At 33.1% G+C, this 25,297-nt stretch carries 29 protein-coding genes and 1 pseudogene; 8 read left to right on the top strand and 22 right to left on the bottom strand.

Annotated elements, in window-relative coordinates:
- Positions 1-82: 82 nt before the first annotated feature.
- The 15 genes and pseudogenes from pcaF to HNV08_RS05050 form a co-directional block, all read right to left on the bottom strand.
- Positions 83-1,288 (bottom strand): 3-oxoadipyl-CoA thiolase, encoded by a 1,206-nt coding sequence (gene pcaF, locus HNV08_RS05120; protein WP_173280086.1) that lies wholly within the window; start codon positions 1,286-1,288, stop codon positions 83-85.
- 66 nt (positions 1,289-1,354) lie between these two features.
- Entirely contained in the window at positions 1,355-1,765 is a 411-nt protein-coding gene (locus tag HNV08_RS05115) for a hotdog fold thioesterase (protein WP_173280085.1), read from the bottom strand.
- A gap of 20 nt (positions 1,766-1,785) precedes the next feature.
- Positions 1,786-2,166, bottom strand: a complete 381-nt coding sequence (locus HNV08_RS05110; protein ID WP_173280084.1) for a four helix bundle protein — start codon at positions 2,164-2,166, stop codon at positions 1,786-1,788.
- A gap of 33 nt (positions 2,167-2,199) precedes the next feature.
- Positions 2,200-3,375, bottom strand: coding sequence for a 3-hydroxyacyl-CoA dehydrogenase NAD-binding domain-containing protein (locus HNV08_RS05105; protein ID WP_173280083.1), 1,176 nt, complete (start codon positions 3,373-3,375; stop codon positions 2,200-2,202).
- Positions 3,376-3,475: 100 nt separating this feature from the next.
- Entirely contained in the window at positions 3,476-4,408 is a 933-nt protein-coding gene (locus HNV08_RS05100) for a pyridoxal-phosphate dependent enzyme (RefSeq protein WP_173280141.1), read from the bottom strand.
- A gap of 102 nt (positions 4,409-4,510) precedes the next feature.
- A pseudogene (locus HNV08_RS16265) lies at positions 4,511-4,825 on the bottom strand (endonuclease domain-containing protein); the annotation flags it as partial.
- A gap of 78 nt (positions 4,826-4,903) precedes the next feature.
- A complete protein-coding gene (locus tag HNV08_RS05090; RefSeq protein ID WP_173280082.1) occupies positions 4,904-5,686 on the bottom strand; it encodes an enoyl-CoA hydratase-related protein in 783 nt (260 codons plus the stop codon).
- A gap of 163 nt (positions 5,687-5,849) precedes the next feature.
- Positions 5,850-6,386 carry a 1,2-phenylacetyl-CoA epoxidase subunit PaaD gene (gene paaD, locus HNV08_RS05085; protein WP_241697176.1) on the bottom strand — a complete coding sequence of 179 codons (537 nt, stop codon included), beginning with the start codon at positions 6,384-6,386 and terminating at the stop codon, positions 5,850-5,852.
- Between the two features lie 38 nt (positions 6,387-6,424).
- Positions 6,425-7,177 carry a 1,2-phenylacetyl-CoA epoxidase subunit PaaC gene (gene paaC / locus HNV08_RS05080; protein ID WP_173280081.1) on the bottom strand — a complete coding sequence of 251 codons (753 nt, stop codon included), beginning with the start codon at positions 7,175-7,177 and terminating at the stop codon, positions 6,425-6,427.
- 58 nt (positions 7,178-7,235) lie between these two features.
- A complete protein-coding gene (locus HNV08_RS05075; RefSeq protein ID WP_173280080.1) occupies positions 7,236-7,586 on the bottom strand; it encodes a four helix bundle protein in 351 nt (116 codons plus the stop codon).
- Between the two features lie 45 nt (positions 7,587-7,631).
- The gene (gene paaB, locus HNV08_RS05070; protein WP_173280079.1) at positions 7,632-7,919 is read right to left on the bottom strand and encodes a 1,2-phenylacetyl-CoA epoxidase subunit PaaB; all 288 of its coding nucleotides are present in this window, start codon (positions 7,917-7,919) and stop codon (positions 7,632-7,634) included.
- Between the two features lie 43 nt (positions 7,920-7,962).
- On the bottom strand, positions 7,963-8,277 hold the full coding sequence (locus HNV08_RS05065) for a GIY-YIG nuclease family protein (RefSeq protein ID WP_173280078.1): 315 nt from the start codon (positions 8,275-8,277) through the stop codon (positions 7,963-7,965).
- Between the two features lie 9 nt (positions 8,278-8,286).
- Positions 8,287-9,243: a 1,2-phenylacetyl-CoA epoxidase subunit PaaA gene (gene paaA / locus HNV08_RS05060; protein WP_173280077.1), complete on the bottom strand. Its 957-nt coding sequence runs from the start codon at positions 9,241-9,243 to the stop codon at positions 8,287-8,289.
- Between the two features lie 203 nt (positions 9,244-9,446).
- A complete protein-coding gene (locus tag HNV08_RS05055; protein WP_173280076.1) occupies positions 9,447-10,520 on the bottom strand; it encodes an FAD-binding oxidoreductase in 1,074 nt (357 codons plus the stop codon).
- Positions 10,521-10,576: 56 nt separating this feature from the next.
- Entirely contained in the window at positions 10,577-11,146 is a 570-nt protein-coding gene (locus tag HNV08_RS05050; RefSeq protein ID WP_173280075.1) for a TetR/AcrR family transcriptional regulator, read from the bottom strand.
- A gap of 109 nt (positions 11,147-11,255) precedes the next feature.
- On the opposite strand from HNV08_RS05050, the gene HNV08_RS05045 reads away from it, so the two are divergent.
- Positions 11,256-11,564 (top strand): rhodanese-like domain-containing protein, encoded by a 309-nt coding sequence (locus HNV08_RS05045; RefSeq protein WP_173280074.1) that lies wholly within the window; start codon positions 11,256-11,258, stop codon positions 11,562-11,564.
- Here HNV08_RS05045 and HNV08_RS05040 read toward each other — a convergent pair.
- Positions 11,561-12,184 (bottom strand): DUF4230 domain-containing protein, encoded by a 624-nt coding sequence (locus tag HNV08_RS05040; RefSeq protein WP_173280073.1) that lies wholly within the window; start codon positions 12,182-12,184, stop codon positions 11,561-11,563. The genes HNV08_RS05045 and HNV08_RS05040 overlap by 4 nt on opposite strands.
- A gap of 229 nt (positions 12,185-12,413) precedes the next feature.
- On the opposite strand from HNV08_RS05040, the gene HNV08_RS05035 reads away from it, so the two are divergent.
- The 3 genes from HNV08_RS05035 (at position 12,414) to HNV08_RS05025 (ending at position 15,634) form a co-directional block, all read left to right on the top strand.
- Positions 12,414-13,172 carry a hypothetical protein gene (locus HNV08_RS05035; RefSeq protein WP_173280072.1) on the top strand — a complete coding sequence of 253 codons (759 nt, stop codon included), beginning with the start codon at positions 12,414-12,416 and terminating at the stop codon, positions 13,170-13,172.
- Positions 13,173-13,464: 292 nt separating this feature from the next.
- Complete coding sequence (locus HNV08_RS05030; protein WP_173280071.1) at positions 13,465-14,466, top strand: hypothetical protein; 1,002 nt, start codon at positions 13,465-13,467, stop codon at positions 14,464-14,466.
- 388 nt (positions 14,467-14,854) lie between these two features.
- Entirely contained in the window at positions 14,855-15,634 is a 780-nt protein-coding gene (locus tag HNV08_RS05025; RefSeq protein WP_173280070.1) for a hypothetical protein, read from the top strand.
- A gap of 7 nt (positions 15,635-15,641) precedes the next feature.
- On the opposite strand, the gene gldC is transcribed toward HNV08_RS05025, so the two are convergent.
- Both gldC and gldB read right to left on the bottom strand, forming a co-directional pair.
- The gene (gene gldC, locus HNV08_RS05020; protein WP_173280069.1) at positions 15,642-15,977 is read right to left on the bottom strand and encodes a gliding motility protein GldC; all 336 of its coding nucleotides are present in this window, start codon (positions 15,975-15,977) and stop codon (positions 15,642-15,644) included.
- The gene (gene gldB / locus HNV08_RS05015) at positions 15,977-16,936 is read right to left on the bottom strand and encodes a gliding motility lipoprotein GldB (RefSeq protein WP_173280068.1); all 960 of its coding nucleotides are present in this window, start codon (positions 16,934-16,936) and stop codon (positions 15,977-15,979) included. The genes gldC and gldB overlap by 1 nt, the downstream gene beginning before the upstream one ends.
- An 85-nt stretch (positions 16,937-17,021) precedes the next feature.
- Between gldB and nadE the strand changes: the two genes are divergently transcribed.
- Both nadE and HNV08_RS05005 read left to right on the top strand, forming a co-directional pair.
- Complete coding sequence (gene nadE, locus HNV08_RS05010) at positions 17,022-17,810, top strand: NAD(+) synthase (protein WP_173280067.1); 789 nt, start codon at positions 17,022-17,024, stop codon at positions 17,808-17,810.
- A gap of 137 nt (positions 17,811-17,947) precedes the next feature.
- Positions 17,948-18,577, top strand: coding sequence for a response regulator (locus tag HNV08_RS05005; protein ID WP_173280066.1), 630 nt, complete (start codon positions 17,948-17,950; stop codon positions 18,575-18,577).
- A gap of 11 nt (positions 18,578-18,588) precedes the next feature.
- Here the strand turns inward: HNV08_RS05005 and dnaG are convergent, their stop codons facing one another.
- Entirely contained in the window at positions 18,589-20,553 is a 1,965-nt protein-coding gene (gene dnaG, locus HNV08_RS05000) for a DNA primase (protein ID WP_173280065.1), read from the bottom strand.
- Between the two features lie 130 nt (positions 20,554-20,683).
- Here dnaG and HNV08_RS04995 point away from each other — a divergent pair, with 130 nt between their 5' ends.
- Both HNV08_RS04995 and HNV08_RS04990 read left to right on the top strand, forming a co-directional pair.
- Complete coding sequence (locus HNV08_RS04995; RefSeq protein WP_173280064.1) at positions 20,684-21,805, top strand: DUF748 domain-containing protein; 1,122 nt, start codon at positions 20,684-20,686, stop codon at positions 21,803-21,805.
- Positions 21,806-21,976: 171 nt separating this feature from the next.
- Positions 21,977-22,750, top strand: a complete 774-nt coding sequence (locus HNV08_RS04990; RefSeq protein ID WP_173280063.1) for a metallophosphoesterase — start codon at positions 21,977-21,979, stop codon at positions 22,748-22,750.
- A 55-nt stretch (positions 22,751-22,805) separates the two neighbouring features.
- On the opposite strand, the gene HNV08_RS04985 is transcribed toward HNV08_RS04990, so the two are convergent.
- From HNV08_RS04985 to HNV08_RS04975, 3 genes are read right to left on the bottom strand one after another with little or no spacing between them, the layout of a single operon-like run.
- Positions 22,806-23,888 carry a hypothetical protein gene (locus HNV08_RS04985; RefSeq protein WP_173280062.1) on the bottom strand — a complete coding sequence of 361 codons (1,083 nt, stop codon included), beginning with the start codon at positions 23,886-23,888 and terminating at the stop codon, positions 22,806-22,808.
- 46 nt (positions 23,889-23,934) lie between these two features.
- Entirely contained in the window at positions 23,935-24,720 is a 786-nt protein-coding gene (locus tag HNV08_RS04980; protein WP_173280061.1) for a hypothetical protein, read from the bottom strand.
- On the bottom strand, positions 24,707-25,270 hold the full coding sequence (locus HNV08_RS04975) for an RNA polymerase sigma factor (RefSeq protein ID WP_173280060.1): 564 nt from the start codon (positions 25,268-25,270) through the stop codon (positions 24,707-24,709). Before HNV08_RS04975 ends, HNV08_RS04980 begins: the two co-directional genes overlap by 14 nt.
- Positions 25,271-25,297: the final 27 nt, after the last annotated feature.

Here is a 25,297-nt window from a genome sequence, read left to right as displayed (position 1 = left end):
TCCCTAACGCACTTACTTGCTATGTTTTTTCTTAGCCAGAATTTATTTCCTTTTTACTAAGAGATTCCTGCCTGCGCAGGAATTAGACTCTTTCAATAACGCAAGCATACCCTTGACCTACACCAATACACATGGTAATTAAAGCGTATTTTTTATTTTGCTCCTGCAACTCTAAAGCTGCAGAATAGGCAACTCTTGCTCCTGTTACACCTAGCGGATGACCAATAGCTATTGCTCCTCCGTTTGGATTAATTCTTGGGTCGTTATCTGCCAATCCCCAAGCACGAATGCACGCCAAAGCTTGTGCTGCAAAAGCTTCATTAAGCTCGATGATATCTATATCGTCCATGGTTAAACCTGCTTTCTCTAACGCTTTATTAGAGGCTTGTACAGGTCCAATTCCCATGATTCTTGGTTCGACACCAACCACTGCAGAACTTACAATTCTTGCTAATGGTTTTAAATTGTACTTTTTTACTGCATCTTCACTTGCAATAATGGTTGCTGCTGCACCATCGTTTAATCCAGAAGAATTTCCTGCGGTTACGCTTCCACCTACTTTTTTAAAGGCTGCTCTTAGTTTTCCCAAAACTTCAAGAGATGATGTTGGTTTTATAAACTCGTCTTTTGAAAATGGAATAGGGTCTTTTTTACGTTGCGGAATTTCGACTGTTACTATTTCTTTTGCTAATCGACCGTTTTCTTGTGCTTTACTTGCCTTTTGCTGACTCCAAAGTGCGAATTTATCTTGGTCTTCGCGAGAAATATTATATTTTTCGACTAGATTTTCGGCAGTCATTCCCATGCCATCTGTACCATACATTTCGTGCATTTTCGGATTTATAAATCGCCATCCGAAAGTAGAATCGTATAGTTTTGAATCGCCTCCAAATGCAGATGAAGGTTTTGCCATAACGTAGGGTCCGCGTGTCATGTTTTCCACACCACCAGAAATAAAAACATCTCCATCGCCTGCTTTTATTGCTCTATTTGCGTGAATAATTGCTGATAGTCCTGAACTACACAATCTGTTTACGGTTTCTCCAGGCACTGTATATGGTAATCCTGCTAAAAGTGAAGACATACGTGCAACATTACGGTTGTCTTCTCCTGCTTGATTGGCACAACCCATAATAACATCGTCGTAGGCTTCTTTTGGGATGTTTGGGTTTCGTTTTACAACTTCTGAGATTACTAATGCGCCTAAATCGTCTGTACGAACAGCAGATAATGTGCCTTTGTAGTTTCCTATTGGTGTTCTAATTCCGTCTATTATGTATGTTTCCATCTTTGAAATTGAAATTGAAATTGAAGTCGAAAATTGAAACTTCTATTTCAAATTAATATTATTTTTTTATTCCCAATCTTTTTGAGTTCTATAAACAACACCCTTAAAAAGTGCGACTAACTCTTCTCCTCTTTTGACTTCAATAATGTTAAAGCCTAGTTTGTTTTTTACGTTTTCTATAACAGATTCTGCTGTTAAATAATCACCTTCTTCTAATGCTTCAATATGGTTAATACTTGTTTCTATAGACACTGCATATTTACCATGTGTGTTTGCTGCAAATCCGAATGCCGTATCTGCTAAGGAATAACTAATTCCTCCATGTGCTTTACCCATACTGTTTAGCATCTCTTTTCTAATAGTCATTGCTACTTTACAGCGACCTAATTCGCTCTCTAGAATTTCTATTCCTAGCCAAGTGCTGTATGCATCTTGGGAAAGCATTTTATGTGGGATTTTATCACTAGATAAAGGCATTAGTTTTTTGGTATTAGGGATTAGTTTTTCGTATTTCGTTCTAAAATTTTCTTCCTTAATGAGGACATCATTTTTGTTAATTCAGAAATTAATTTTCGATTATTTTCATTCTCTTCAAAGCTAATATACTTTCTCCTTTTTGCTTTTGAACTACAACTTACGCATTCATTAGCGCTATGAATTGCATGATTAATATGCTTTACAAATTGCGCATCAGAACCTGGGTAACCTTCCGCTATATTTAAAGCTATAGAATCTGCTGCTCTTCTAAATTGTGATGAAAGGGCATAAAGTTCATGATTAGGGAAATTTTTCACTAATACATCTACTATTTCTCCAAAATCCATAGCCTTTTGATATATTAATAAATCTTCGAATTTAAAATGATAATCACTTTTCATACTAATGCCTAATTCTTATTTTCTAATACCTCTTCAATTAAAAAACGTTTTATTCTCTCTGTTCATTTTTCGTAATAATAGACTACAACGGTATCTATCTTCGTGGTATTCGCTATATAAAGCATCTAACTGTTCAACACACCAATCGATACCTTTTTCGTCTGCCCAAGCCAATAATCCTTTAGGATAATTTACGCCTTTGGTCATGGCATTATCTATATCTTCAGCAGATGCGATATTTAAAAATAGTGCGTCTGCTGCTTCGTTGATTAGCATGACTAGGACTCTGTTGAAAATAGTTTCTGAAAGAGACGTCTCGACTGCGCTCGACGCGACATCAGTGTTCATTACTTTCTTTCCATTTTTATCATAATCATAATAACCTTTTCCTGATTTTCGACCTAAATATCCTGCTTCAGCAAAGCGTTTTTGTGTGAATGCTGGTTTGTATCTTGGATCGAAATAAAAAGCGGTAAAAACGGTTTCGGTTACGGTGTAGTTGACATCATTTCCTATAAAATCCATCAATTCAAATGGTCCCATTCTGAACTTTCCAATGCTTTTTAAACTATTGTCTATAGTTGTAAAATCTGCCAATCCTTCTTCGTAAATACGAAGTGCTTCGCCATAAAAAGGTCTCGCGACTCTATTTACAATAAATCCTGGTGTATCTTTAGCAACAGCCACAATTTTTTTCCAATCTGAAATTGTTTGTATTGATTTCTCAAGAACTTCTTTTGATGTTTGAATGGCTGGAATGATCTCTACCAATTTCATTAAAGGCGCAGGATTGAAAAAATGAATTCCGACACATCGCTCTGGTTTTTGTAATGAAGCTGCAATAGAAGCAATCGATAAACTTGATGTGTTTGATGCTATGATGCAATTTTCAGAAACATAAGTTTCCAATTCTGAAAACACTTTTTGTTTGATTTCTAAATTTTCGATAATTGCTTCGATAGTTAGATTAGAATCTCCTAAATCTTTTAAACTATCTATATATTGAATATTACCTTGAATTCTGTTTTTTTCTTCCGTATCTATTCGACCTTTTTCAATTAAACGATTTAAAATTTTCTCCAAACTCGCTTTTGCTTTATCTAAAGCTGCTTGATTAGTATCGTATAATTTAACTGTACAACCAGCAGTTGCTGCGACTTGCGCAATACCACTTCCCATGGTTCCTGAACCTATAATTCCTATGTTCATGTTTATGCCCACGAAAGTGGGTAACTTTTAATTAAACTTTTGTTCTTAACTTTTTCTAAAACACCCCTAAAGTCCCCTCTAGGGACAATACTCAGACGCTTTAAAATGGTAGGTTTATTACATCTACATTTCCGCCCGACAAAATAATGCCGACGTTCTTATTTTTAAATTCTTCCTTATTCTTTAACACTGCTGCAAATGGGACTGCGCATGAAGGTTCTACAATAATCTTCATGCGCTCCCAAATCAATTTCATAGCATTTATAATTTCATCTTCTTCAACACGAATAATCTTATCCACATGCTTTTGAATAATTGGGAAATTACGATCACCCAAATGTGTTCTTAAGCCATCTGCTATTGTATAAAAACTATCATTTGTTTCTATTTTACCTGAAATTAAAGAACGATACGCATCATCAGCTTCCATCGGTTCTCCACCAATAACTTTACAATTGTTTGAAAAATAGTGTGCTGCCAAAGCTGTTCCTGCAATGAGTCCACCTCCTCCAACTGGCGTTAAAATCACATCTAAATCTGGATATTCCTCAAGCAATTCCATAGCTGCTGTACTATTGCCATAAATGACCTCATCTTGATTGGATGGATGCAAAAACGAAGCTCCCGTTTCTTCTTTTATTTTATTCGCAGTAGCTTCCCTTGCTTTTGGTGTGGATTCACATTCTATAATTTCTCCTCCATAAGTTTTAACTGCATTTTTTTTGACTTGCGGTGCGTTTTCCGGCATTACAATATAAGCTTTCACGGCTAATTTTAATGCTGCTAATGAAACCGCTTGTGCAAAATTACCTGAAGAATGTGTTACGACTCCGTTTTGTCTTTCCTCATCAGAAAAGGATAAAATCGCGTTTGTTGCTCCTCGCATTTTAAACGCTCCCATTTTTTGGAAGTTCTCGCATTTAAACACAACGTTTGTTCCAACCATTTCATTTATTAAGCTAGAACTTAATACTGGTGTTTTGTGAATAAAAGGTTTTATTCTATTATGGGTTTCAGTTAATTCTTCCTTCAAAGATTCAACTTTATTTTCCTGATTAGTATTGTCCCCTTGAGGGGACTTTAGGGGTGTTTTCAATTCTTTTACCTTTTCCTCTAAAGATAATGAAACACTAAACATATTGTTCTTTACATCTAAGTCAGAAAATCGTATAAACTCTACACCTTCATTTTCTAGTTTATTCTGTCTTTTTGCATCTTCAAAATATCTGAAATCATGAGAATTCCCATCTATTTCTATCGCCAACATTAATTCATGACAATAAAAATCTACGATATAATCTAACATTGGGACTTGTCTGTGAAATTGCACTCCTAATGCTTTGTTTTTAATATTTTCCCATAACAACACTTCCGCCAAAGTACTATTCTTTCTTAGTGCTCTAGCGTATTCTTTTAATTTTGAATTGTATGGAATTATTTTGTTTTTCATTCTATATTGTAGCGCTTTTATTCTAAACAAAAACACCCCTAAAGTCCCCTCAAGGGGACAATACTCACGTTAATAATTTTAGTTCCCTTTAAAATTTGGTTTTCTTTTTTCAATGAATGCAGCAACGCCTTCGGCATAATCGTTAGTACTTGCTGCTTCTATCTGTAATTTAGACTCTAAAGCCAATTGTTGTTCTAAAGTATTGGTTAATGACGCATTGAATGCTTCTTTAATTTTTCCTAAGGCTAAAGTTGGCATGTTTGCTAATTTTAAAGCGAGCTTATTTACGTCTTCTTCAAAGCTTTCCAATGGAATCATTTTATAAATCATTCCCATTTTTTCTGCTTCGCCTGCAGAAATTTTATCGCCCAACATGGCTAATGCTTGTGCTTTTTGAAACCCTATTAATCTTGGCAAAAAATAGGTTCCAGCACTATCTGGAATTAAGCCTATTAGACTAAATGCTTGAATAAAATTCACTTTTTCATGTGCAACAACAATATCACAAGCCAATGCAATATTTGCTGCTGCTCCTGCTGCAACGCCATTTACTGCGGCTATAATTGGTTTTTTAATCGCTCGGATTTTTGTTATTATTGGATTATAATGCTCGTCTAATATTTTTTTGAAACCAGGATTTAAGTCTGGATCTGTAACTTCTTTTAAATCTTGACCAGCACCAAATGCTTTTCCTGCTCCTGTGATTACAATGGCTCTAATTTCTGAATTTATTTCGCAAGCATCTAAAGTATCTTGAAATAGAAATGCCATTTCTCTATTTATACTATTAAATACTTCTGGTCTGTTTAGCGTGATGTACGCTATTTTATTTTCTACTTTTAAAAGAATGCTTTTACTCATATGTTTATTTTTATTTGTGGATTCCTGCCTTCGCAGGAATGACAAAACACAATTTTATTTTAGGTTCTCAATACAAAATTGCAAAAACGCAAATTCACTTGAACTGACGTATATTTCTACTATTGATGAGATCCTGAAACTAGTTCAGGATGATAACAAATTATCACTTTAAACATTTAAAATAATCAAAAGGTTCCTGGCAATCGTCGCACTGAAATTGTGCTTTGCATGCTGTAGAACCAAACTGACTTACTAATCTTGTATTTGTGGAACTACAATTAGTACATTTTACTAATCGCTTTCCGTTTAATAGCACCTCTTTATCTGCTTCTGCATTTAAAGGTGCTGCAATTCCGTAATCTTCTAATGCTTTTCGTCCTCTTGGTGTAATCCAATCGGTTGTCCAAGCTGGTGCTAAAATCAATTCGATTTCGGAATCGTATCCTGCAGTTTTTAATGCTGCTTTTATATCGTCTCCAATAACATCCATTGCTGGACAACCACTGTAAGTTGGTGTGATTTCAACTTTTACGATGTTATTTTCGATAACAGCAGAACGTACAACTCCCATATCCATAATAGATAATACTGGAATTTCAGGATCTGAGACTGACTCTAAAATGGCAACAAAAGCCCCATCCACCTTCCCCAAAGGGGAAGAGTTTTCACTCGAACGGGTTATATGTTCTGTTTTATTCATAGTCTAACTTCTTCCCTTTGGGAAGTTTAAGATGGGCTTTACCATTCCATATTTGGATAAGTTCTTTGCATGTATTGCAAATCGCTTAACAAGTATCCTAAGTGTTCTGTATGAATACCTTGTTTCCCTCCTTTTTGAAACCATTTTGATTCTGGAGTTTCTAAGGTTGCTTCTTCTAAAATTTCATTTACTTTTTTATAATACACTTCTTTTAACGCGGTAACATCTACTCCAATTCCATCTTTAACCATCGCTTTATCTGCTTCGGTTTGATGAAAAAGCTCGTCTGTGCAGGTCCACAAATCATTAATAGCTTCTTGCATTTTCTCTTTACTTTCTGTAGTTCCATCTCCTAAACGCTTTAACCAATCGGTAGAAAAACGTTGATGATAACTTACCTCTTTAAGCGATTTTGTTGCAATTGCGGAAAGCGTTAAATCCTTACTCTTTTCTAATTCCGTTAAAAACAGAAAGTGATACACATCAAATAAAAATTGACGTGCAATAGTATATGCAAAATTGGTGTTTGGTTGCTCTACTAATAACACATTTACATATTCTCTCTCTTTACGAAGCATTGCAATATCATCTTCCGTTCGTTTATCTCCTGCAATTTTTGCTGCATATTGATAATAACTTCGTACTTGACCAAAAAAGTCTAGAGAAATATTAGTACAAGCAATATCTGTTTCTAGGCTTGGTCCATGACCTGTAAGTTCTCCTAGTCTTTGACCAAGGATTAGACTGTTGTCTGCGATTCCTAGGATGTATTTGTATAGGTTTTGTTTCATATTAAATTGAATTTGAAATTGAAGTCGAAGTTGAAAACGCACTCGAATTCAAAAAAATCTAATTAATGTTTTTAATTCTAGTGACCATGATTCTTATTAATTGGTCATTTTCGTCTTTTAAATTTGAAAGACTTTCTTCTGAAAATAATTGAGCCTTAGATTGGATATTCAAGTTTCTTTGACTCTCTCTCAATTCCTTTAAAGAAATTCTTAGTTTATTTATTTTATCCTTACTTGTTCCTGCACCTAAAGCTTCGCCATAATTTAAAGCGGAAGAACAGGAAGAACGAATAAGTTGTTTTGCTAAATAATCTCCAGCATAAGACAATGGTTTTTTATCATACAGGATAATAATTGCAGCTGCAAAATTTTCTAGTCGCTCTGTTAAATCAAATTTATTTTCTTTCATTCTTCTTTTTTAAATTCAACTTCAAATTCGACTTCAAGTTCCGCATTACATGTGCTTCACTTCGTCTGGTAAATCGTAAAATGTTGGATGACGATAGACTTTGTCTTGCGCAGGTTCAAACATCTCTCCATTGTTTTCTGGATTGGATGCCGTAATGTGTTTAGATTCTACCACCCAAATACTAACACCTTCGCTTCTTCTTGTGTAGACATCGCGTGCATTTTCTAAAGCCATATCTTCGTCTGCTGCGTGTAGACTTCCGCAGTGACGATGTTCTAATCCGTTTTTACTTCTTACGAAGACTTCCCATAAGGGCCAATTTTTTGTTGACATAATTTTTAATGCCTGTGAAAACAGGTATCTTGTTAATTATATTTTACTTTCTTAATTTATTATAGTTCATATTCCAATTAATACTTATATCTGTCCAATTGGGATTCATTTCCTTTATCAATTCAATTTTCCAATCTCTTTTCCACTTTTTGAATTGTCGTTCCCGTTTTTCTGCCTCTGCTCCATTCTCAAACTCTTCAAAATAAACTAGCTTGTCACAATTATATTTAGCTGTGAATGATTTTGGATACACTTTTAGTTTATGTTCTTTAACTCTTTCCGCAATATTATCGGTTACACCAATATAAATCACACCATTAGGTTTATTTGTCATGATATAGACATACCAATAATTCATAATTATCGATTATGAGACCTCTTTTTTCAAAGAGGTTCGTTTCTTTTCAGCATATGCCATTGCTGCATCACGAACCCATGCTCCATTTTCCCACGCATCCACTCTTGCTTTCATACGTACTTTATTCATTGGTCCATGACCTTTTACAACTTGCCAAAACTCATCCCAATCAATTTCGCCAAAGTCGTAACTACCACGCTCTTCGTTCCATTTTAAATCGGGATCTGGAATGGTTAAACCAATTAATTCTGCTTGTGGAACGGTTTGGTCTATAAACTGCTGACGTAAATCGTCATTAGACTTACGTTTTAGTTTCCATTTCATAGATTGTTCTGTATGAATAGATTCTGCATCTGTTGGCCCAAGCATCATTAGACTTGGCCACCACCAACGGTTTAAAGCATCTTGTGCCATTTCCTTTTGTTCTGGTGTCCCATTAGCCAACTTTATCATGATTTCGTAACCTTGACGTTGGTGGAAACTTTCTTCTTTACAAACACGAATCATTGCTCTTGCGTATGGTCCATAAGAGGTATTACATAATGGTACTTGATTAATTATTGCTGCGCCATCTACTAACCAACCTATGGCTCCCATATCTGCCCAAGTGATTGTTGGGTAATTAAATATGGAAGAATATTTTGCTTTTCCTGTATGTAATTGCTCGTACATTTCTTCTCTAGATATACCTAAAGTTTCGGTTGCTGAGTATAGATATAATCCATGACCTGCTTCGTCTTGTACCTTTGCTAATAATGCCACTTTACGACGTAAGGAAGGCGCTCTTGTAATCCAGTTTCCTTCTGGAAGCATACCTACAATTTCGGAATGCGCATGTTGCGACATTTGCCTAATATGCGTTTTGCGGTATTTTTCTGGCATCCAATCTTTAGGTTCGATTTTCTCGTCTCTTGCGATACGTGCTTCGAATTGTTCTTCTAGGTTTTTTATTTGTTCTTCACTCATGATCTTTAGCTTTTAGCTACTAGCTTTTGGCTTTTAGCTTGTTGCACTTCTTTTTTTTTAGCTGTTGGCTGTTGGCCTTTTGCTGTTGGCGCGTTAAGGATGGAGCAATTATTGGAGCTCATCTTTGATAGCGACTTGCGAGAGCCTGCCCCTTTGGGTAACGCCAAAATTATTATTTTAAGATTCCTACTTTCGTAGGAATTTTACACGTCGAAATCGACGATTACCTTATCTGTGGTTGGTACAGCTTGACAACTTAGCACCAAATTTTGAGATACTTCTTTATCGCTTAACGCGTAATTTATTTTCATCTCTACGCTTCCTTCTTTTACTTCGCATTTACAGGTACTACAAACGCCTCCTTTACATGCGAATGGTAAATCTGCTCCTGCACCTAAGGCGGCATCGAGAATGTTATCGTATTCTTTGGTCATGGTGAATGCGAATTCTTTTCCACCATCGACAATGGTTACTTCTGTTCCTTCTACTTTTTGTTGTGCTAAGCGTTCGGCTCTTTTAATATCTTCGTCTGATAATCCTGTTACGAATAGCTCAAAATGCACGAGTTTTTTGGGTAATCCTGCGTTTATTAAATAGTCACTTACGAAGTGTACCATTTTTTCTGGTCCGCAAAGAAACACCTCATTAGTATCTGGAATGTCGATAAATGTTTTGGTTAAAACTTGCATTTTCTCATCATCAAATCTACCATTGAATAATTCGATATCGCGACGCTCTTTGGTTAAAAAATAGTAGATTTCAAGTCTACCAAAATATTTATTTCTAAGTTGCTCGAGTTCTTCTTTAAAGATAATGGATTTTGCTGTTTTATTCACATAAAATAGCTTACAAGTTGCTTTTGGTTCTGCAGACAGATGTGCTTTTAACATAGAAAGCACTGGTGTGATTCCACTTCCTGCAGCAAAAAATAGATAGTTTTTTGAAGCTTCTGGTTGCACCTCTACACCAAAAGTACCACTAGGTAGCATGACTTCTAAATGGTCTCCTATTTTTAAACTTTGATTAATATAAGTAGAAAACTTTCCGCCTGGAATTTTCTTTACTGCCACTTTCCATTGGTTGTCATTTGGACTAGAACAAAGCGAATAGGAACGACGAACATCTTCGCCATTTATATCTGCTTTTAGCGTTAAATGTTGTCCTTGACGGAACTTAAATTCGTTTTTTAAATGGTCTGGAACGTTGAAAGAAACCACAGAAGTATCTTCTGTTTCTTTATATATATCTTGTATTTTTAGTTTGTAAAACTGAGCCATATTTAAAATATAAACAAAAACTAACACTTGTTAGTTTGCTTTACAAAGCTACAAAATTATTTGATAATTCCCTTTATGAGGATTTGGGATAGCGATTTTGTTAACTCTTCTAAGTTAAGATCTTCCTTTTTAGGAATCCAGATATATAGTGAGCGCAGTGTAGTTAGTATAGAAAACAGCATTACTTCTGGCTTTATTTCAATAATTTCTCCAGAGGTTATACCTTGTTTTAAGATATTTCTAAAATCATTTTCGTAAGCATCTCTCAGCTTCAGGTAATATTCTAGTTTTTCTTCTAAGTGCATCCAATCATTATTTAAAGAGGCCATTCCGTAAATATTTTGACTCGATATTTTTACATGAAGTTCTATTATCTTATTTAACTTATTAATACAAGTATCATTAGATGATTGAATGTATTGCATGCCTTGCGTAAACTCTTCTGCAATTGATATTATAATTGTGTTTAAAATATCTTGCTTTGATTTTATATGATTGTAAAGGCTCGCAGCTTTGATTCCCATAGCTTTAGCCAAATCTCTCATGGTCACTGCACTATAACCTTTCTCCTTAAATAGCTTTGCGGCTATTCTAATTATTTCTTGTTGTCTTGTTTCTATTTTCATATAATTTTAAAGCACTAAAATAAGAAGTTTTTGATGTAACACCTTATAATGTAACTTTGGTTACTTATATTTAATAAAGGTTTATAGACTTTTGTTAAAAACAAACACTATGGGATTATTTACTGCCTTATTTGGCAAATCAACAAATAAAATTGAAGAATACATTGAGAAAGGTGCAGTTATTTTGGATGTTAGAACACTATCGGAATATAAAGGAAATCATATAAAAAATGCTATACACATTCCACTTCAGGAACTCAACTCTAGACTAAACGAGATTAAAAACTTAAACAAACCTGTCATTGCCCATTGTGCTAGCGGAATGCGATCTGCGAATGCCACCAGTTTTTTAAAATCTAATGGTGTTGACGCAATCAATGGTGGTGGTATTGCTAGTTTACAGCGAAAACTCGGTTAATCTACAATACCTTCCAGTTCTTTAAACTGAATGACATCATTTATTGGGTTTTCATTATACTCTAATGTCCATCCTAATGAATTTGTTAAAATAAAGAATTTTGAAAGTTCGCTAATTAATCGATTTTGAGCGTTTAACTTTAAATCAGACGCTTCTATTTTTTTCATCAGTGATTTATGTACCGTTTCCTTTATTTTATTGTAATCGTTCGCTTCAAAAGGGTTTAAGAAATCTGCTTGTATGTCGTAATATTCGAAATCTGGACTAATTTTAATTTCTTCTTGTGGAATATTAACAATTTGAAGTGTTTTAGTTGCTTCATTTATATTGCATTCAATTTTACTTAAATCATAACCTATAGTGACATCTGCATTGACAACAACGAGCGCTTTTTTGTCTGCCGAAAGATAATCGCCAAATATACCTTTAGAGTTTTTGTAACTAAACACCTCTGAGAAGTGTCCTTCCGTGACTACTATTTTACCCACATTTTTAATTTGCTCTTGTATTAAAGCACTGTGTTCTTTAATTACAATTTCATCGTTTTTTTTGTCAGTGCAATATTTAAATGCAAATACGACAACAATTGCGATTATAGCACCAAAGAGTATTTTTTTCATAAGCTAATTTAAACATTTTACAATTTTACGTACTAAAAATTATGTATAATTAAATCTTGTTTTTTTGCTTTACATCGTATCTGAGTGTGTATCATCTAAAAAAAACGTAACATATCAATGATATATCTCCATATCATACACTTGGTTTTAACTTAGTGACAGTATAAACGAGTATATCTATCAAAATAGAATACTTAAAGAAAGCCCTCTAATCTTAAAAGTGACTATTATGTTTAAAAATATATGCACACTACTCATCTTATTTGTATCGCTAACTTGTTTTTCTCAAGACTTTAAACTCATAAAAAATAAGCATCCACAAGCAAAAGAATTAAAACATAATTTAAATAAAACTAAAGATACTTTAGTTTTAGAATGTAACAACAAAATTCTTGCCGTAGATTTTTTTAACGAAGACTTTGAAAAAAAGATCATTATTAACGACGTTAAAACGAAAATTTCTTTACAAGACATTCCTGAAGGGAAATTTATTGTTGAAGCAAAACTTACCAATAAAATTATTCTTATTGATTTAATAAGACATAAAAGCTATAATGACACATCGCAATCTGATATAAATGAACCAGCCGAAGGCATGGGAATGATGTTAGATGAAACCTTAAACATTATTAAAGCAGCACCTAACAAAAGCCTTTCATTTATGCTTAACCGTAGCAATGAACAGCAAAAAGCTTCAACACAACTTAAATTTTACTGGATAGAATCTCAGGTTATTAATAAAATAGGCTCTAGTAAAACCATGAGATTAGCCGATCAAGACTCTGTAGATCGCATGATTTTAAAACACAAAGAAGAATTAAAAAGTGACTGCGGCAAACTCAATACTTTAACAATTTGGGAAGTCTATAACACAAGTGAATTTATGGAAAACCAGGCTTCAAACCCAGATTTTGTCTATTCTTCCTCCACAGATATTTTTAATTCTACACCTTATTATTCTACAAACGGGAATACGCAAGATTTATAAATTTCATTATAGTTAACACGCTAATATGATTATATAAATTTTGATCCATTTTTCCTACAAGACTTATAAGGCTCTATAAATCAAAGTGATAAAAGAATTTAATTTTCTTCTTTTAAACCCTAATTTTAGCATAATAACGATATATTTTGCTATATATCTAAGAAAAACGGCGTCTATCCGATTTATGATTTAAGTAAAATAAAAGCAAATATCTTTGTTTTTACCAATGATTTGTACATATTTGTATTTACAATGGTAATATTGTTTCCCCAAAACAAAAACCTACTTAGACATGAAAACACTTTACACAACTGTGTTCTTACTGTTGGCTACATTAGTTTATGGCCAAAAATCAACATTATATCAAAATGTTAATGTAAGAGCTCAAGAACTTAAACACAATCTTAATAAAACAGGAGACAGTCTCATTTTAAAATGTGAACGAACAGTCTACGAAGTTGTTATTTTTAATGATGATTTTGAACGTGTTATAAAAGTTAGAGATAACGAAGCCGTTATCCCAATTGCAGATGTACCAGTAGGACGATATATTATAGAAGCATTACTTAGTGATAAGTTAATTGTAATGACGCTATTAAGAAATGAATCGTTTGGAATTCCGGAAACACCTTTAGTTACCGACAGCACAGATTTATTTGGCACTAAAGCTAAAAAAGAAGCCGTTGCCGTTGCTAGTGCTAAACCATCAACAGACCCTGTTACACCAGAAATTGAGGCCGAAGCTATAGAAATCGCAGCTGTTGATACGCCTTTACCAGAAGAAGAACTCACAAGTATGGAGACACATACCAACAAAACTGATTTAGCCGTTGCAGGTAAGAAGGCAGAACCAGAACAACCAAAAAAACCAAGGCTAACAAGAAAAGTTACCTATACAAAACCTCAAAAACCTGCTGAAAGCAGTATGTCATTATTTAAATCGGAAGAGAAACCTAAAAATACAAGAAGGTCTTCTGTAGAAGTAGATGCTGCACGAGCAAACAGAATTGAAAGTACGTACTGGGTAGAATACAGAATAAATAATGGGCAAAGCTCACAAAAAATACAGAAATTAGGCGATCAAGACACTGTAGATCGTATGATTAAAAAAATCGAAATTGATAAGAAAACAAAAGCAGGACGCTTAAATGAACTTATTATATGGACCGTTTACGATCCACCAAAATTTGTGCAACACAAAAAGAACAACAAATCTAACTTTACAACATTACCGTCTGAAAGTTATAATATTGAACCATACTATAAGAAGGTAAACGATCCGGATAATTTATAAATAAATCAGCAATATTTATTTCTATTAATACCTATTTAGAATCTCAGATTATCACTTAATCTGAGATTTTTTTTACAACCTACCGAGCTATAATCTTTGATGGTCACACAAACAAAACCAACCTCTCAACTTATTGATTTTAAGATCAATAAAGTCTGTTTTCAATTAAAACATCAATACAAAAACTCTCTTAATTTTATCACCACAACATTCATTTACACCATTTTTTTGCACTACATCGATAGTGGTTACATGTTAACAATAAAATGAGTAATGTATCTATTATTATTCCGCAAGGTTTATAAATCTAATAACTTCGTATTAAGTAACTGATTACTATAACAGTACAGTGTTAAAATTTGCTCCCAAAACAATAAACCTACTTAATATGAGACTAAAGTTCACAATAGTGTTCTTACTTTTGATATCCATAGCTTATGGTCAAAAATCTACATTAGTCAAAAACATTAATGCGAGAGCACAAGAACTTGAGCATAGTTTAAACAAGGCTGAGGACAGTATTTTTTTTAAATGTGGACGAACTATATTCGAGGTTGTTTTATTCAAAGAAGATTTTGAAAGAGTTGTTAGAGTTAGAAAAAATGAGGCTAAAATCCCAATAGCTGATTTACCTATAGGAAAATATATTGTTGAAATTTTATTAAGAGATAAACTCATCGTTTTAACCTTAATAAGACATGAAATTATTGACGTTCCAAGCAATGAAATATTGACCACAGCAGATCAACCCTCTGAGTTGTTAGGTGGAGAAAATAAAACCAAGACTACAAAATTAGCTGTTGCTGGTAAAAAAGCACCTCCTAAAAAAATCATAAAAAAAGCTAAAAAACGTCCTGTGAAAAAGCCAGTAATAACTAGTAGTCCTACTATTTTATATTGGGTAGAATACAAAATAAACACAGGTCAGAATACGCTTAAAACACAAAAATTTGGTGATCAAAATACTATTGACCAAATGATTAGAAAAATTGAAGTTGATAAAAAAACAAAAACTGGCCGACTTAATGAATTAATTGTTTGGCGTGTATTTGATACTTCAAAATTTATAGAACACAGAAAAGCAAACAAAACGAACTACCACGCATTGCCTTCTGAAAGTTTTAATACAGAACCATATTACAAAACTACAGACCAAATAGATAATTAGAGCTGCTTTACTTTTTCAGTTCTAATTTCTCTGCGAAATAATCGCAAAAATCCTTCATTGTAGCTGTCATTTTTTCATCTTGGGTTGCTCTTAAAAAAGTATCACTCATGGTCACTAAAGTTTGATGAAAAAACAATTTCATTTCGTCAACTGGCATATCTTTAGTCCACAAATCTATTTTTAAAGTTTCTTGCGCATTACTATCCCAAACCGACAACATTAATGCCTTGGCTTCTTCATTATTTACGCCACCATCTTGCGCAGACCAATTTAATTTTTCTGGCACTCGATTTTCATCGAGCTCTACGTTTAATACAATTTTAGATTTTATTACTTTAGACATTACTTCTTCGGTTTAAATTTTGCTTTTCTAAATATTTCTTCTGGTTCGGTTTGCATTAGTTGTAACACATCAACTTCCGTTTTTTCCGCATAAGCTTTTACAATTTGCCAACCTAAATATTGACCTAATCGTCCTGGCGAATCATTATCTAATTCTAGTCCAAACTTAGTAAAAGGCGCATCGCCAATAAAACGACTTGGTAATTTACTATTGGTACTATACAGAAATTCCTTTTCTACAAAATAACTCCATATTTGGCTTTCATTAGCTTCTGCCCATTGTAGTTGCTCCTCTGAGTATCCTATTTTTTCAGCATCTGATTTAAAAGGAATACACACATCTTTAAAGTATAGCAACTTACCAAAGTAAATCATCTCATCTAATAGCGTACTGCGTTTTGACTGAAACATATATTTTAATGCATAACCATTAGCAACATCAGACACAATTTGATCTTTCTTCATATTAGCCGCTATATACATAGGTATATTTTGATAAAACTCATGTGATGCTCCTAAATAATTATCTAGAGCAATTAGCACTATAGAGTCATTTACAAAGGTTTTATCTCTGTATGCCACATCATTAGTTAACGTAATTACTCGAGGTGTTTTAAAGGTTTTATCATAATACTTTAGATGCTGAAAAAGACCTGTAAGCTCTTCTTTTGTTTCTTTAACATTAGGAAATTTAGTTTGCACTTCACTTAACAATTCTATCTGCAAGCTATCTTTCATTTTTTCTAACCAAAAGGAATCAGGATCACTAGTAAAGAAAAATGGGTAAGCGCTCTTTAACTTTTGTAAATCCTTAGGTTCTGCTTCAAAAAAAGCGGTATCAAAACGTTCTATTATAAAATCTGTTTCTATTTTGGCAATTTCCTTTTCCAATTTAGACGCCTCATCACAAGACCATAGCATTACACTAAACACTAATATTATAAAAAATCTAATCTGCATTTTATAAAACATTTTTAATCCTAACACGATTGCATTATTTTTGTTGTACAAAGGTACACTTCTTTGTAATAAAAACTCAAAAATTATGCAGACAGAAAAGATTGTAAATCATATTGTAGATTGGTTAAAAGATTATGCTACTAAAGCAGGTGTTAATGGTTTTGTTGTAGGGATTTCTGGAGGAATAGATTCCGCAGTAACGTCTACACTTTGTGCCAAAACAGGTTTAGACGTTTTATGTATTGAAATGCCTATTCACCAAGCTTCTAGCCATGTCAGTAGAGCACATGAACATATTGCACAACTAAAAGGTAGATTTTCTAACGTAAAAGAGACACGTGTAGATTTAACACCTGTTTTTGAAGAGTTTAAAACCGAAGTAAATCTTGAAGGAAAAGACGCTACGGTAAATATGGCATTAGCCAATACTAGAGCACGCTTAAGAATGACCACGTTATATTACCACGCTGGTTTATTAGGTCTTTTAGTAGCTGGTACAGGAAATAAAGTTGAAGATTTTGGTGTCGGTTTTTATACAAAATATGGTGATGGTGGAGTGGATTTAAGTCCAATAGCAGACTTATTAAAATCTGAAGTGTATAATATTGGTAATTTCCTAGATGTACCAGAATCTATAATGAAAGCAGCACCAAGCGACGGCCTATTTGGTGATGCACGTAGTGATGAGGATCAAATTGGAGCATCTTATCCAGAGTTAGAGTGGGCAATGCAAATGAAAGACGAGGGAAAAACAATTGCCGATTTTGAAGGGAGACAACGCGAAGTATTTGAGATTTTTACCAGATACAACACCTCAAATAAGCATAAAATGATTCCTATTCCTATTTGCGAAATCCCTAAAGATTTAAAATAAAAATTACGTTTTTACAACCTAAATTATAGATTTTATCAATTTTTCACTATTTTTACTTACTTAAATTTACACAATTGTATTGATTATAGCCTATTAATTTATAATAACCCTAACCAACATAATAAAATACAATAGTAATGATACACATATTACTTGTTGATAGTCATCCCATTGTCCGAAAGGGACTAGAACTATACCTAAATAGTAAGCCTGATTTAAAAGTCATCGGAAGTTTAGAAAGCGGAATTGAAATATTTGAATTTGTAAGACGTCAAAAAGTAGATGTTATTATTTCTGAAGTCGATCTCCCTGAACTTAACGGCATCACAGCTCTAAGAGCTATTAAAAAGGAATACAAATCTGTGAATGTGCTAATGTTTAGCCATCAACCAGAAGAAATATACGCTATTAGTACCTTAAAAGCAGGCGCTTCTGGGTATTTAAATAAAACGGCAAATGTTGAAGACATAGAAAACGCCGTTCGTAAAATTCATACAGGAGAAACTTCATTAAGTGAAAAAATGGACAAACACCTGCGCTATGAAGACACTAGAAAAAGTAGAAGTAGAATGTTTAAAAAACTATCTACTAGAGAGGTTGAAGTGCTAAAACTGCTTTCTATCGGAAGAAAAAATAAAGAAATAGCTCAAGAATTAGATATTAACGAAAAAACAGTGAGCACATACAAAGCACGCTTGTTTAAAAAACTTAATGTTACCAATATTGTAGATTTAATTCACCAAGCTAAACATCATAATTTAACGTAGCTTGTATTGGTTTAACCTAGTACTTTTCCTAATTTTCTAGACAATAACATTTTAAGACCAACGTAATCTTTTACATCTTCCATTATGGTGCGAGTATCTGCATTTTCGTTTAGCGTCTCATTTTTATACTCAGCTACTTTTTGATCAATTAAATGACAGCGTAAACTTAAAATGGTTTGACTGACCAATTGAGATACAGAATCTATTTTTTCTTTTGGTATAATTTGATTGCGCTGCCAATCATGTAAATTGTACTTTTCATCTTCCATTAAAATACTAGTAACTGTGCTAGCAGATTCTTGATCTAATTGATTTATAAATTGTTTAGTTGAAAAATTTTCGTCTAAATTTAACTTTTCAATTAATGCATAGTAAAGCGCTTTAAATTGGGTATTAGAAAACTGCATTTCATCTTCTTGAAGATCTAAATATATTTTTTCGAACACACGAGTTTCATGCTTAGTAGGTTCTAATTGCAATTCTCCCGAAGTTTCATTTTCTTTTAAAATCAAATCTTCAAATTGCTCTGTTCTACTACCATACAACATTAAGATTTCTATAATTTTACGCTCTAACTCAAACTGAACATCAACTTTTTGCTTTGGTGATGGCTCATTCTTTACTACCTGAAACGCTTTTTGCTCTTGCTTATAGTTTTTATTTGCTTCTTGATGCTCTTTTTTATTAATCTGTGCTAATGTACTAAAGAGTACGTTTTCACTTATATCCATAATGCGAGCACATTCTTGGATATAGATTTCGCGCTTAATTTGATCTGGTATTAAAGCAATACTGTTTACAATATCTCGTATCGTTTCTGCTTTTTTTATAGGATCATTATTCGCTTCCTTAACTAATAGAGAGGCTTTAAATTGAATGAAATCCTGAGATGTTGTATTGAGATATTCTGTTAATTCTTCTAACGTATTTGATCTAGAAAAACTATCTGGATCTTCGCCATCAGGAAACGTACACACTTTTACATTAACGCCTTGCTCTAATATTAAATCAATACCACGTAAAGATGCCCTAATTCCTGCAGCATCACCATCAAAAAGTACTGTGATGTTATTGGTAAGCCTATTAATTAATCTAATTTGATCCGCAGATAAAGCCGTTCCCGAAGAAGACACCACATTTGTGATTCCGGTTTGATGAAACTGAATAACATCTGTATACCCTTCAACTAAATAACAATTATCTTCTTTTGCTATACTTTGCTTAGCATGATACAAGCCATAAAGGACTTTACTTTTATGATATATTTCACTTTCAGGAGAATTAAGATATTTAGCCGCCTTTTTATCTGCGATTAATATTCGTCCTCCAAATCCTAAAATACGTCCACTCATACTATGAATAGGAAACATAACACGGCCTTTAAATCTATCGAACCGTTTTTCTCCTTTAACAATTGTTAATCCTGTCTGTTCTAAAAATTTGATATTATATCCTTTGCCCAAAGCATCATCTGTAAAGGCTTGCCATTCGTCTAAAGAATATCCCAATTGAAACTTTTTAATTGTTTCTTCCGTAAAACCTCTTTCTTTAAAGTAACTTAACCCAATGGCCTTACCTTGGTTACTGCTATGTAATATTTTCTGAAAATAGGTGTTTGCATATTCACTAACCAAATACAAACTTTCTCTAGTATCTGCTTGGGCTTTTTCCGCGTCTGTCCTTTCCGTTTCTTCTATATCTATATTATATTTTTTTGCCAAATATTTTATAGCTTCAGGATAGGTAAAATGCTCATGCTCCATTAAAAATGTTACCGCATTACCTCCTTTTCCACTAGAAAAATCTTTCCAAATCTGTTTTACTGGTGAAACCATAAAACTAGGAGAACGTTCTTCACTAAAAGGACTTAAACCTTTAAAATTACTTCCAGATTTTTTTAGCTGAACAAAATCGCCAATAACCTCTTCTACGCGAGCGGTTTCAAATACTTGTGCTATGGAATTCTGTGAAATCAATTATTTTGAGATTTAAGTAGTCTGTAAATTTAAGAAGATAAATCCAAAATTCTACAAACTATAACAACTCAAATGTTAAACATTAAACAATTAAAACTAACAATAAACGTCATTTTCTTATATTTAGAATATGAACGATTCAGCAATTGACGGCAAAACAAATTCTCAACAGTCTAAACACAAAAGAAAAGCCTATAAAAAAAAGAGATACATTGTCCCAGCGATTATTGTACTTATATTAATCTCTGTAAGGATTTATTTGCCCTATTTTGTAAAAGCCGAGGTCAATAAAGTATTAGCAGATTTACCTGGTTATTATGGTGAAGTTAAAGACATAAACATTTCATTAGTTCGTGGTGCTTACGTAATTGAAGACTTATACCTCAATAAAGTTAATGCCAAAACGCAAGTTCCTTTTTTAAATTTCCCAGAAACTGACATATCTATTGAATGGAAATCAATTTTTAAAGGAAAAATAGTGAGTGAGATTATTATGTTTAGTCCTGAAGTAATATATGTTATGGAAGATCAACAAACCGAAGGAGAAACTGCAGATTCTGAGGATTGGACCAAAGCATTAACTGATTTAGTACCTATTGACATAAATAATTTTGAAATTAAAAATGGAAAATTGGCATTTGTAGAGTTACAGGCAGATCCCAATATCGATTTACATTTTAATCATCTAGATCTTACTGCCAAAAACTTGAGAAATGTGTCGGCCAAATCTCGCACATTACCTTCACCAATCCATGCAACAGCAAGGTCTATTGGCAATGGTAAAATGACTTTAGATGGCCAAATTAATCTTATTAAAGAAATACCAGATTTGAATATTGAATTTGGTTTAAAACAAGCAGACGTCACAGCTTTAAATGCCTTTACACAACATTATGCTGGTATAGATTTTGATTCTGGAACATTTGAGTTATTTAGTGAACTCGCCATTGCTGATGGCTATTTAAAAGGCTATATGAAACCTTTGGTTACAAACTCTAAACTTATTAGCAAAGATGACAATTTTCTTAGTGTGCTATGGGAAGGTTTTGTTGGTTTCTTTAAGTTTATTTTAAAAAATCAGAGAACAGACACTTTAGCTACAAAAATACCTCTTGAAGGAAACTTAAACACTATTGAAGCTGGTGTTTTACCAAGTGTCATTAACATTTTTGAAAATGCATGGATAAAAGCTTTTAAGGGTGTGGTGGATGATGAAATTGAGTATGAAGACGCTTTCAAAGCCAAAGAATAAGCTTAGCTAGGTTATTTTATAAAAACCATCGTATAATTCAGTGGTTTTCACAATGAGATTATATAACTTTAGCTTCTTAATTAGAACTAAATTAGTATGCATTCTAAATTAAAAAGTAGCGCTTCATCATTAAAGCTTTGTATTGTGATTACAAGCTTGTTGTTAAACTTTATGTCTTGTACAACCAAGGATACAGAATCCTTTTCCTTCGTTCAATTGTGCGACACGCAGTTAGGCATGGGTGGCTATAAACATGATATCGCTACCTTTAAACAAGCGGTTTCTCAAATAAATGAATTAAACACGGACTTTGTAGTTATCTATGGAGATCTAGTCAATGATGCTGCTGATAGCACATATATAGAATTTAAAAACATCATGAAAGGTCTAAAAACAACGTGTTACGTTGCTGCTGGAAATCACGATGTAGGCAATATCCCAAATGACTCTACATTGCGTTTTTATAGAAATACGATTGGTAAAGATTACTATGATTTTAAACACAAGAACAATGCTTTTGTTGTTATAAACACACAGTTACTAAAAGTAGATGTTGAAAATGAATCTAAAAAGCATTATAACTGGTTTAAAAACACACTTAAGACTCAAAAAGAAGAACAGCATGCTGTATTTGTTATTGGTCATTATCCTTTATTTACAGAATCTCCAAACGAAGAAGAACATTATTTTAATTTACCAGTTGATAAACGTAAAGAAATACTAGAATTGTTTAAAAACAATAATGTATCGGCATATTTATCTGGCCATACGCATAAATTAACCATCAATAATTTTGAAGGCATTCAACTCGTAAGTGGTGAAGCGACTAGTAAAAACCTAGATGATAGACCACTAGGTTTTAGACAATGGGAAGTTTCTAAAGACACAATTACGCATACGTTTGTAAACCTTAAATCTACAGACCATTTAGATCCGTTAAAATAAAAAGCCCAAATCTTAGATATAGATTTAGGCTTTTAAACTTATATATCCCGACTGATTAATCTAAGTCAAAACGCAGTCCAACAGAAATATTATTCTGATCTACGGCTTGGTCTTTAAATAATGGGTTTAGATCATATTTTACGTAAAGTGACACGTCATCAAATCCAACATATGCACTTAAACCGTATACAAAATTTGACGTATTGTAATTTTTTCTGATTTTATCCTTAACACGATCGCCATTTTCTTTGTACTTCAGTTTTTGCAATGTACCAAGCCTTAAACCACCATAACCACCAATCCCGAATTTAAACTGGTTTTCCGTTGTATATCTAATTTTATCCTTAAACTCTCTTTTTTTAGATGGCCCAAATTCTAAGTGCATCGGCACCACTAAATTAGTGACTCTAAATTGGGCTTTATCGAGATCTACAGGAAACTCTTGCAATGACGTTACATCATCTGTTTGCACGAAATATTGATTATCTTTCATGTTTAATTTATTCCATTGAAACGAAAATCCATAATTTACTCTCATAAAATTAGAATCTTTAAAAAGACGTGTTTGCCATAACCAACCTAATTCTACAAAACCAGAACCTCCAATTTTATATGGCGAATCATCCAAATTTTCGCCATCAATTATAGTATTGTTAAAGCCTATAGCAAATAACATTTTATTAGTGGTTCTAAGATCGTATTTAGGTGCTTTTTCTTCAGATCCAATATTTATATGCAAACCGTTAGATCCAATGTTTAATTCTACCTTCTCGTCATCATCCCTTCTATATTGATAAGCATCATAGCCATTACGCCTTAGTAATGCAATCTGCTTATCTATAATAACCGTTCTGTTTTCAATATTTAAAACAGCTATCTTTGCCGCTTCTTTCTTTAGGTTTTCAGCTTCCGCTGCAGTGATTTCATCGGCATCTAACCTCGCATTGATTTTTTGAATTTTGAGTTTTAAGGCTCCTTTTTCTTGTTCTTCAATTTGAGACCTTTCTTCTTCTAATTTAACAATTTTGTAGTCTACTTTTTCTTTTCTAATAGAATCTAAATCCTTTGTCTGTGCTTGTAACTTTGATATAGTAATGCTTAAAATTAGGCATACTAATAGCTTTGTAATTGTGTTCATGACTGTTCGTTTTTTGATTAATGATGATTTATTTTGATTTGATGTTTTAATTGTTTCGATCTGCAACTGCTGTTTTTACTGAATTATAACTGTCTTTTAAAGCTTCAAAGACCTTAGTTCTAAAAGATTGTCCCATTTCTTCTTCTGCGCGTAGTAATAAGGTTTCTGCATCTGTAATTTTAACAGATTCGATGTGTAAATTGTTCTTAAATAATTCTTTACTCGCTATTTTTAATAAAGAATCTAGTTCTCTATCACTTACCTCTGCTTGTTCGTTTTTTAATTCTTGCATAGCCACGACCATAGCTTCTTGCAGCATAGCAGTATCTATAACATTCTGTTTCGGTTTATTGATTTCATCCGTATGTATAGTTGTATTTAAATCTTTTTGAATTGCATTATGAGATGCAACCTTGGTACCTGACATACTTTTTTCTTTGGTTACTTTTTTATAATCAATACGGTTGTCGCTTATAAGCTCTGGTAATGTTTCTAGGTTTTTCTCTTCAGTTTTGTCTTGTTCTACTAACTCAATAAGTTTATGCGCATTGGGTTGGGTTTTATCTTGCTGGATTTGTCCATTAATACTATCTTCATTTACAATTTGTGGCAATTGTTTTTCTGAATCTGCTTTATTAAAAAATTGAATCGCAACTGCCATCATTAATAATATGCCTGCCGCAATACTTAACCACCAATACAACGGTTTTTTAGATGTATGTTGATCTTCATCTAATCGGTTAGACAACTTAGACCAACCGTCTTGCGAAGGCGATAAGGTTCTTTTTTCTAACTTATCTTTTACATTTTCTTCAAATTTAATTGGAGCCATAACTGTTGTTATTTAGTTCATTAATTTTGCTCTGAAGCAATTGTCTTGCTTTAAACAATTGGGATTTTGAAGTACCTTCAGAAATCTTTAATAGTTCTGCTATTTCTTGATGCTTATAACCCTCTATAGCATACATCACAAAAACCATTTTATAACCTTCTGGCAAACTATCTATCAGCAATTGTATTTCTGCAACTTCTATATTAGAATTTATATTATTAGAAGAATCGTGTTCTAAAAATTGATCTTCTACCGCAAACTCAATCTGCTTTTGCTGTCTTAAATAAGAAATCGCTTCTCTAACCATTATCCGTCTTACCCAACCTTCAAAACTACCTTCATTTTTAAATGACTTTAAATATTTAAACACTTTAAAGAATCCATTTAACATTACTTCTTCTGCTTGGTAAACATCCTTTATATAATACCTACAAACACTTAGCATTTTGGGTGCGTGCAATTCATATAGCAAATGTTGAGCTTCGCGATTTTGAGTCGCAGCTTTCTGAATAAGTTTTGATTCGTTTTTATGAAGTTGTATAACTTTCATTAATTCATTTAAATTGCAATAGCCTTC

This window comes from Winogradskyella eckloniae (genome assembly GCF_013249045.1).
Taxonomy (GTDB): Bacteria; Bacteroidota; Bacteroidia; order Flavobacteriales; family Flavobacteriaceae; genus Winogradskyella; species Winogradskyella eckloniae.
This window is presented reverse-complemented; position numbering and strand designations above follow the sequence as displayed.

Excerpts from the sequence above, each read along its gene's own strand:
- pcaF (WP_173280086.1), bottom strand. The coding sequence starts at position 1,288 with ATGGAAACATACATAATAGACGGAATTAGAACACCAATAGGAAACTAC.
- HNV08_RS05115 (WP_173280085.1), bottom strand. The coding sequence starts at position 1,765 with ATGCCTTTATCTAGTGATAAAATCCCACATAAAATGCTTTCCCAAGAT.
- HNV08_RS05110 (WP_173280084.1), bottom strand. The coding sequence starts at position 2,166 with ATGAAAAGTGATTATCATTTTAAATTCGAAGATTTATTAATATATCAA.
- HNV08_RS05105 (WP_173280083.1), bottom strand. The coding sequence starts at position 3,375 with ATGAACATAGGAATTATAGGTTCAGGAACCATGGGAAGTGGTATTGCG.
- HNV08_RS05090 (WP_173280082.1), bottom strand. The coding sequence starts at position 5,686 with ATGAGTAAAAGCATTCTTTTAAAAGTAGAAAATAAAATAGCGTACATC.
- paaD (WP_241697176.1), bottom strand. The coding sequence starts at position 6,386 with ATGAATAAAACAGAACATATAACCCGTTCGAGTGAAAACTCTTCCCCT.
- paaC (WP_173280081.1), bottom strand. The coding sequence starts at position 7,177 with ATGAAACAAAACCTATACAAATACATCCTAGGAATCGCAGACAACAGT.
- HNV08_RS05075 (WP_173280080.1), bottom strand. The coding sequence starts at position 7,586 with ATGAAAGAAAATAAATTTGATTTAACAGAGCGACTAGAAAATTTTGCA.
- paaB (WP_173280079.1), bottom strand. The coding sequence starts at position 7,919 with ATGTCAACAAAAAATTGGCCCTTATGGGAAGTCTTCGTAAGAAGTAAA.
- HNV08_RS05065 (WP_173280078.1), bottom strand. The coding sequence starts at position 8,277 with ATGAATTATTGGTATGTCTATATCATGACAAATAAACCTAATGGTGTG.
- paaA (WP_173280077.1), bottom strand. The coding sequence starts at position 9,243 with ATGAGTGAAGAACAAATAAAAAACCTAGAAGAACAATTCGAAGCACGT.
- HNV08_RS05055 (WP_173280076.1), bottom strand. The coding sequence starts at position 10,520 with ATGGCTCAGTTTTACAAACTAAAAATACAAGATATATATAAAGAAACA.
- HNV08_RS05050 (WP_173280075.1), bottom strand. The coding sequence starts at position 11,146 with ATGAAAATAGAAACAAGACAACAAGAAATAATTAGAATAGCCGCAAAG.
- HNV08_RS05045 (WP_173280074.1), top strand. The coding sequence starts at position 11,256 with ATGGGATTATTTACTGCCTTATTTGGCAAATCAACAAATAAAATTGAA.
- HNV08_RS05040 (WP_173280073.1), bottom strand. The coding sequence starts at position 12,184 with ATGAAAAAAATACTCTTTGGTGCTATAATCGCAATTGTTGTCGTATTT.
- HNV08_RS05035 (WP_173280072.1), top strand. The coding sequence starts at position 12,414 with ATGTTTAAAAATATATGCACACTACTCATCTTATTTGTATCGCTAACT.
- HNV08_RS05030 (WP_173280071.1), top strand. The coding sequence starts at position 13,465 with ATGAAAACACTTTACACAACTGTGTTCTTACTGTTGGCTACATTAGTT.
- HNV08_RS05025 (WP_173280070.1), top strand. The coding sequence starts at position 14,855 with ATGAGACTAAAGTTCACAATAGTGTTCTTACTTTTGATATCCATAGCT.
- gldC (WP_173280069.1), bottom strand. The coding sequence starts at position 15,977 with ATGTCTAAAGTAATAAAATCTAAAATTGTATTAAACGTAGAGCTCGAT.
- gldB (WP_173280068.1), bottom strand. The coding sequence starts at position 16,936 with ATGCAGATTAGATTTTTTATAATATTAGTGTTTAGTGTAATGCTATGG.
- nadE (WP_173280067.1), top strand. The coding sequence starts at position 17,022 with ATGCAGACAGAAAAGATTGTAAATCATATTGTAGATTGGTTAAAAGAT.
- HNV08_RS05005 (WP_173280066.1), top strand. The coding sequence starts at position 17,948 with ATGATACACATATTACTTGTTGATAGTCATCCCATTGTCCGAAAGGGA.
- HNV08_RS04995 (WP_173280064.1), top strand. The coding sequence starts at position 20,684 with ATGAACGATTCAGCAATTGACGGCAAAACAAATTCTCAACAGTCTAAA.
- HNV08_RS04990 (WP_173280063.1), top strand. The coding sequence starts at position 21,977 with ATGTCTTGTACAACCAAGGATACAGAATCCTTTTCCTTCGTTCAATTG.
- HNV08_RS04985 (WP_173280062.1), bottom strand. The coding sequence starts at position 23,888 with ATGAACACAATTACAAAGCTATTAGTATGCCTAATTTTAAGCATTACT.
- HNV08_RS04980 (WP_173280061.1), bottom strand. The coding sequence starts at position 24,720 with ATGGCTCCAATTAAATTTGAAGAAAATGTAAAAGATAAGTTAGAAAAA.
- HNV08_RS04975 (WP_173280060.1), bottom strand. The coding sequence starts at position 25,270 with ATGAAAGTTATACAACTTCATAAAAACGAATCAAAACTTATTCAGAAA.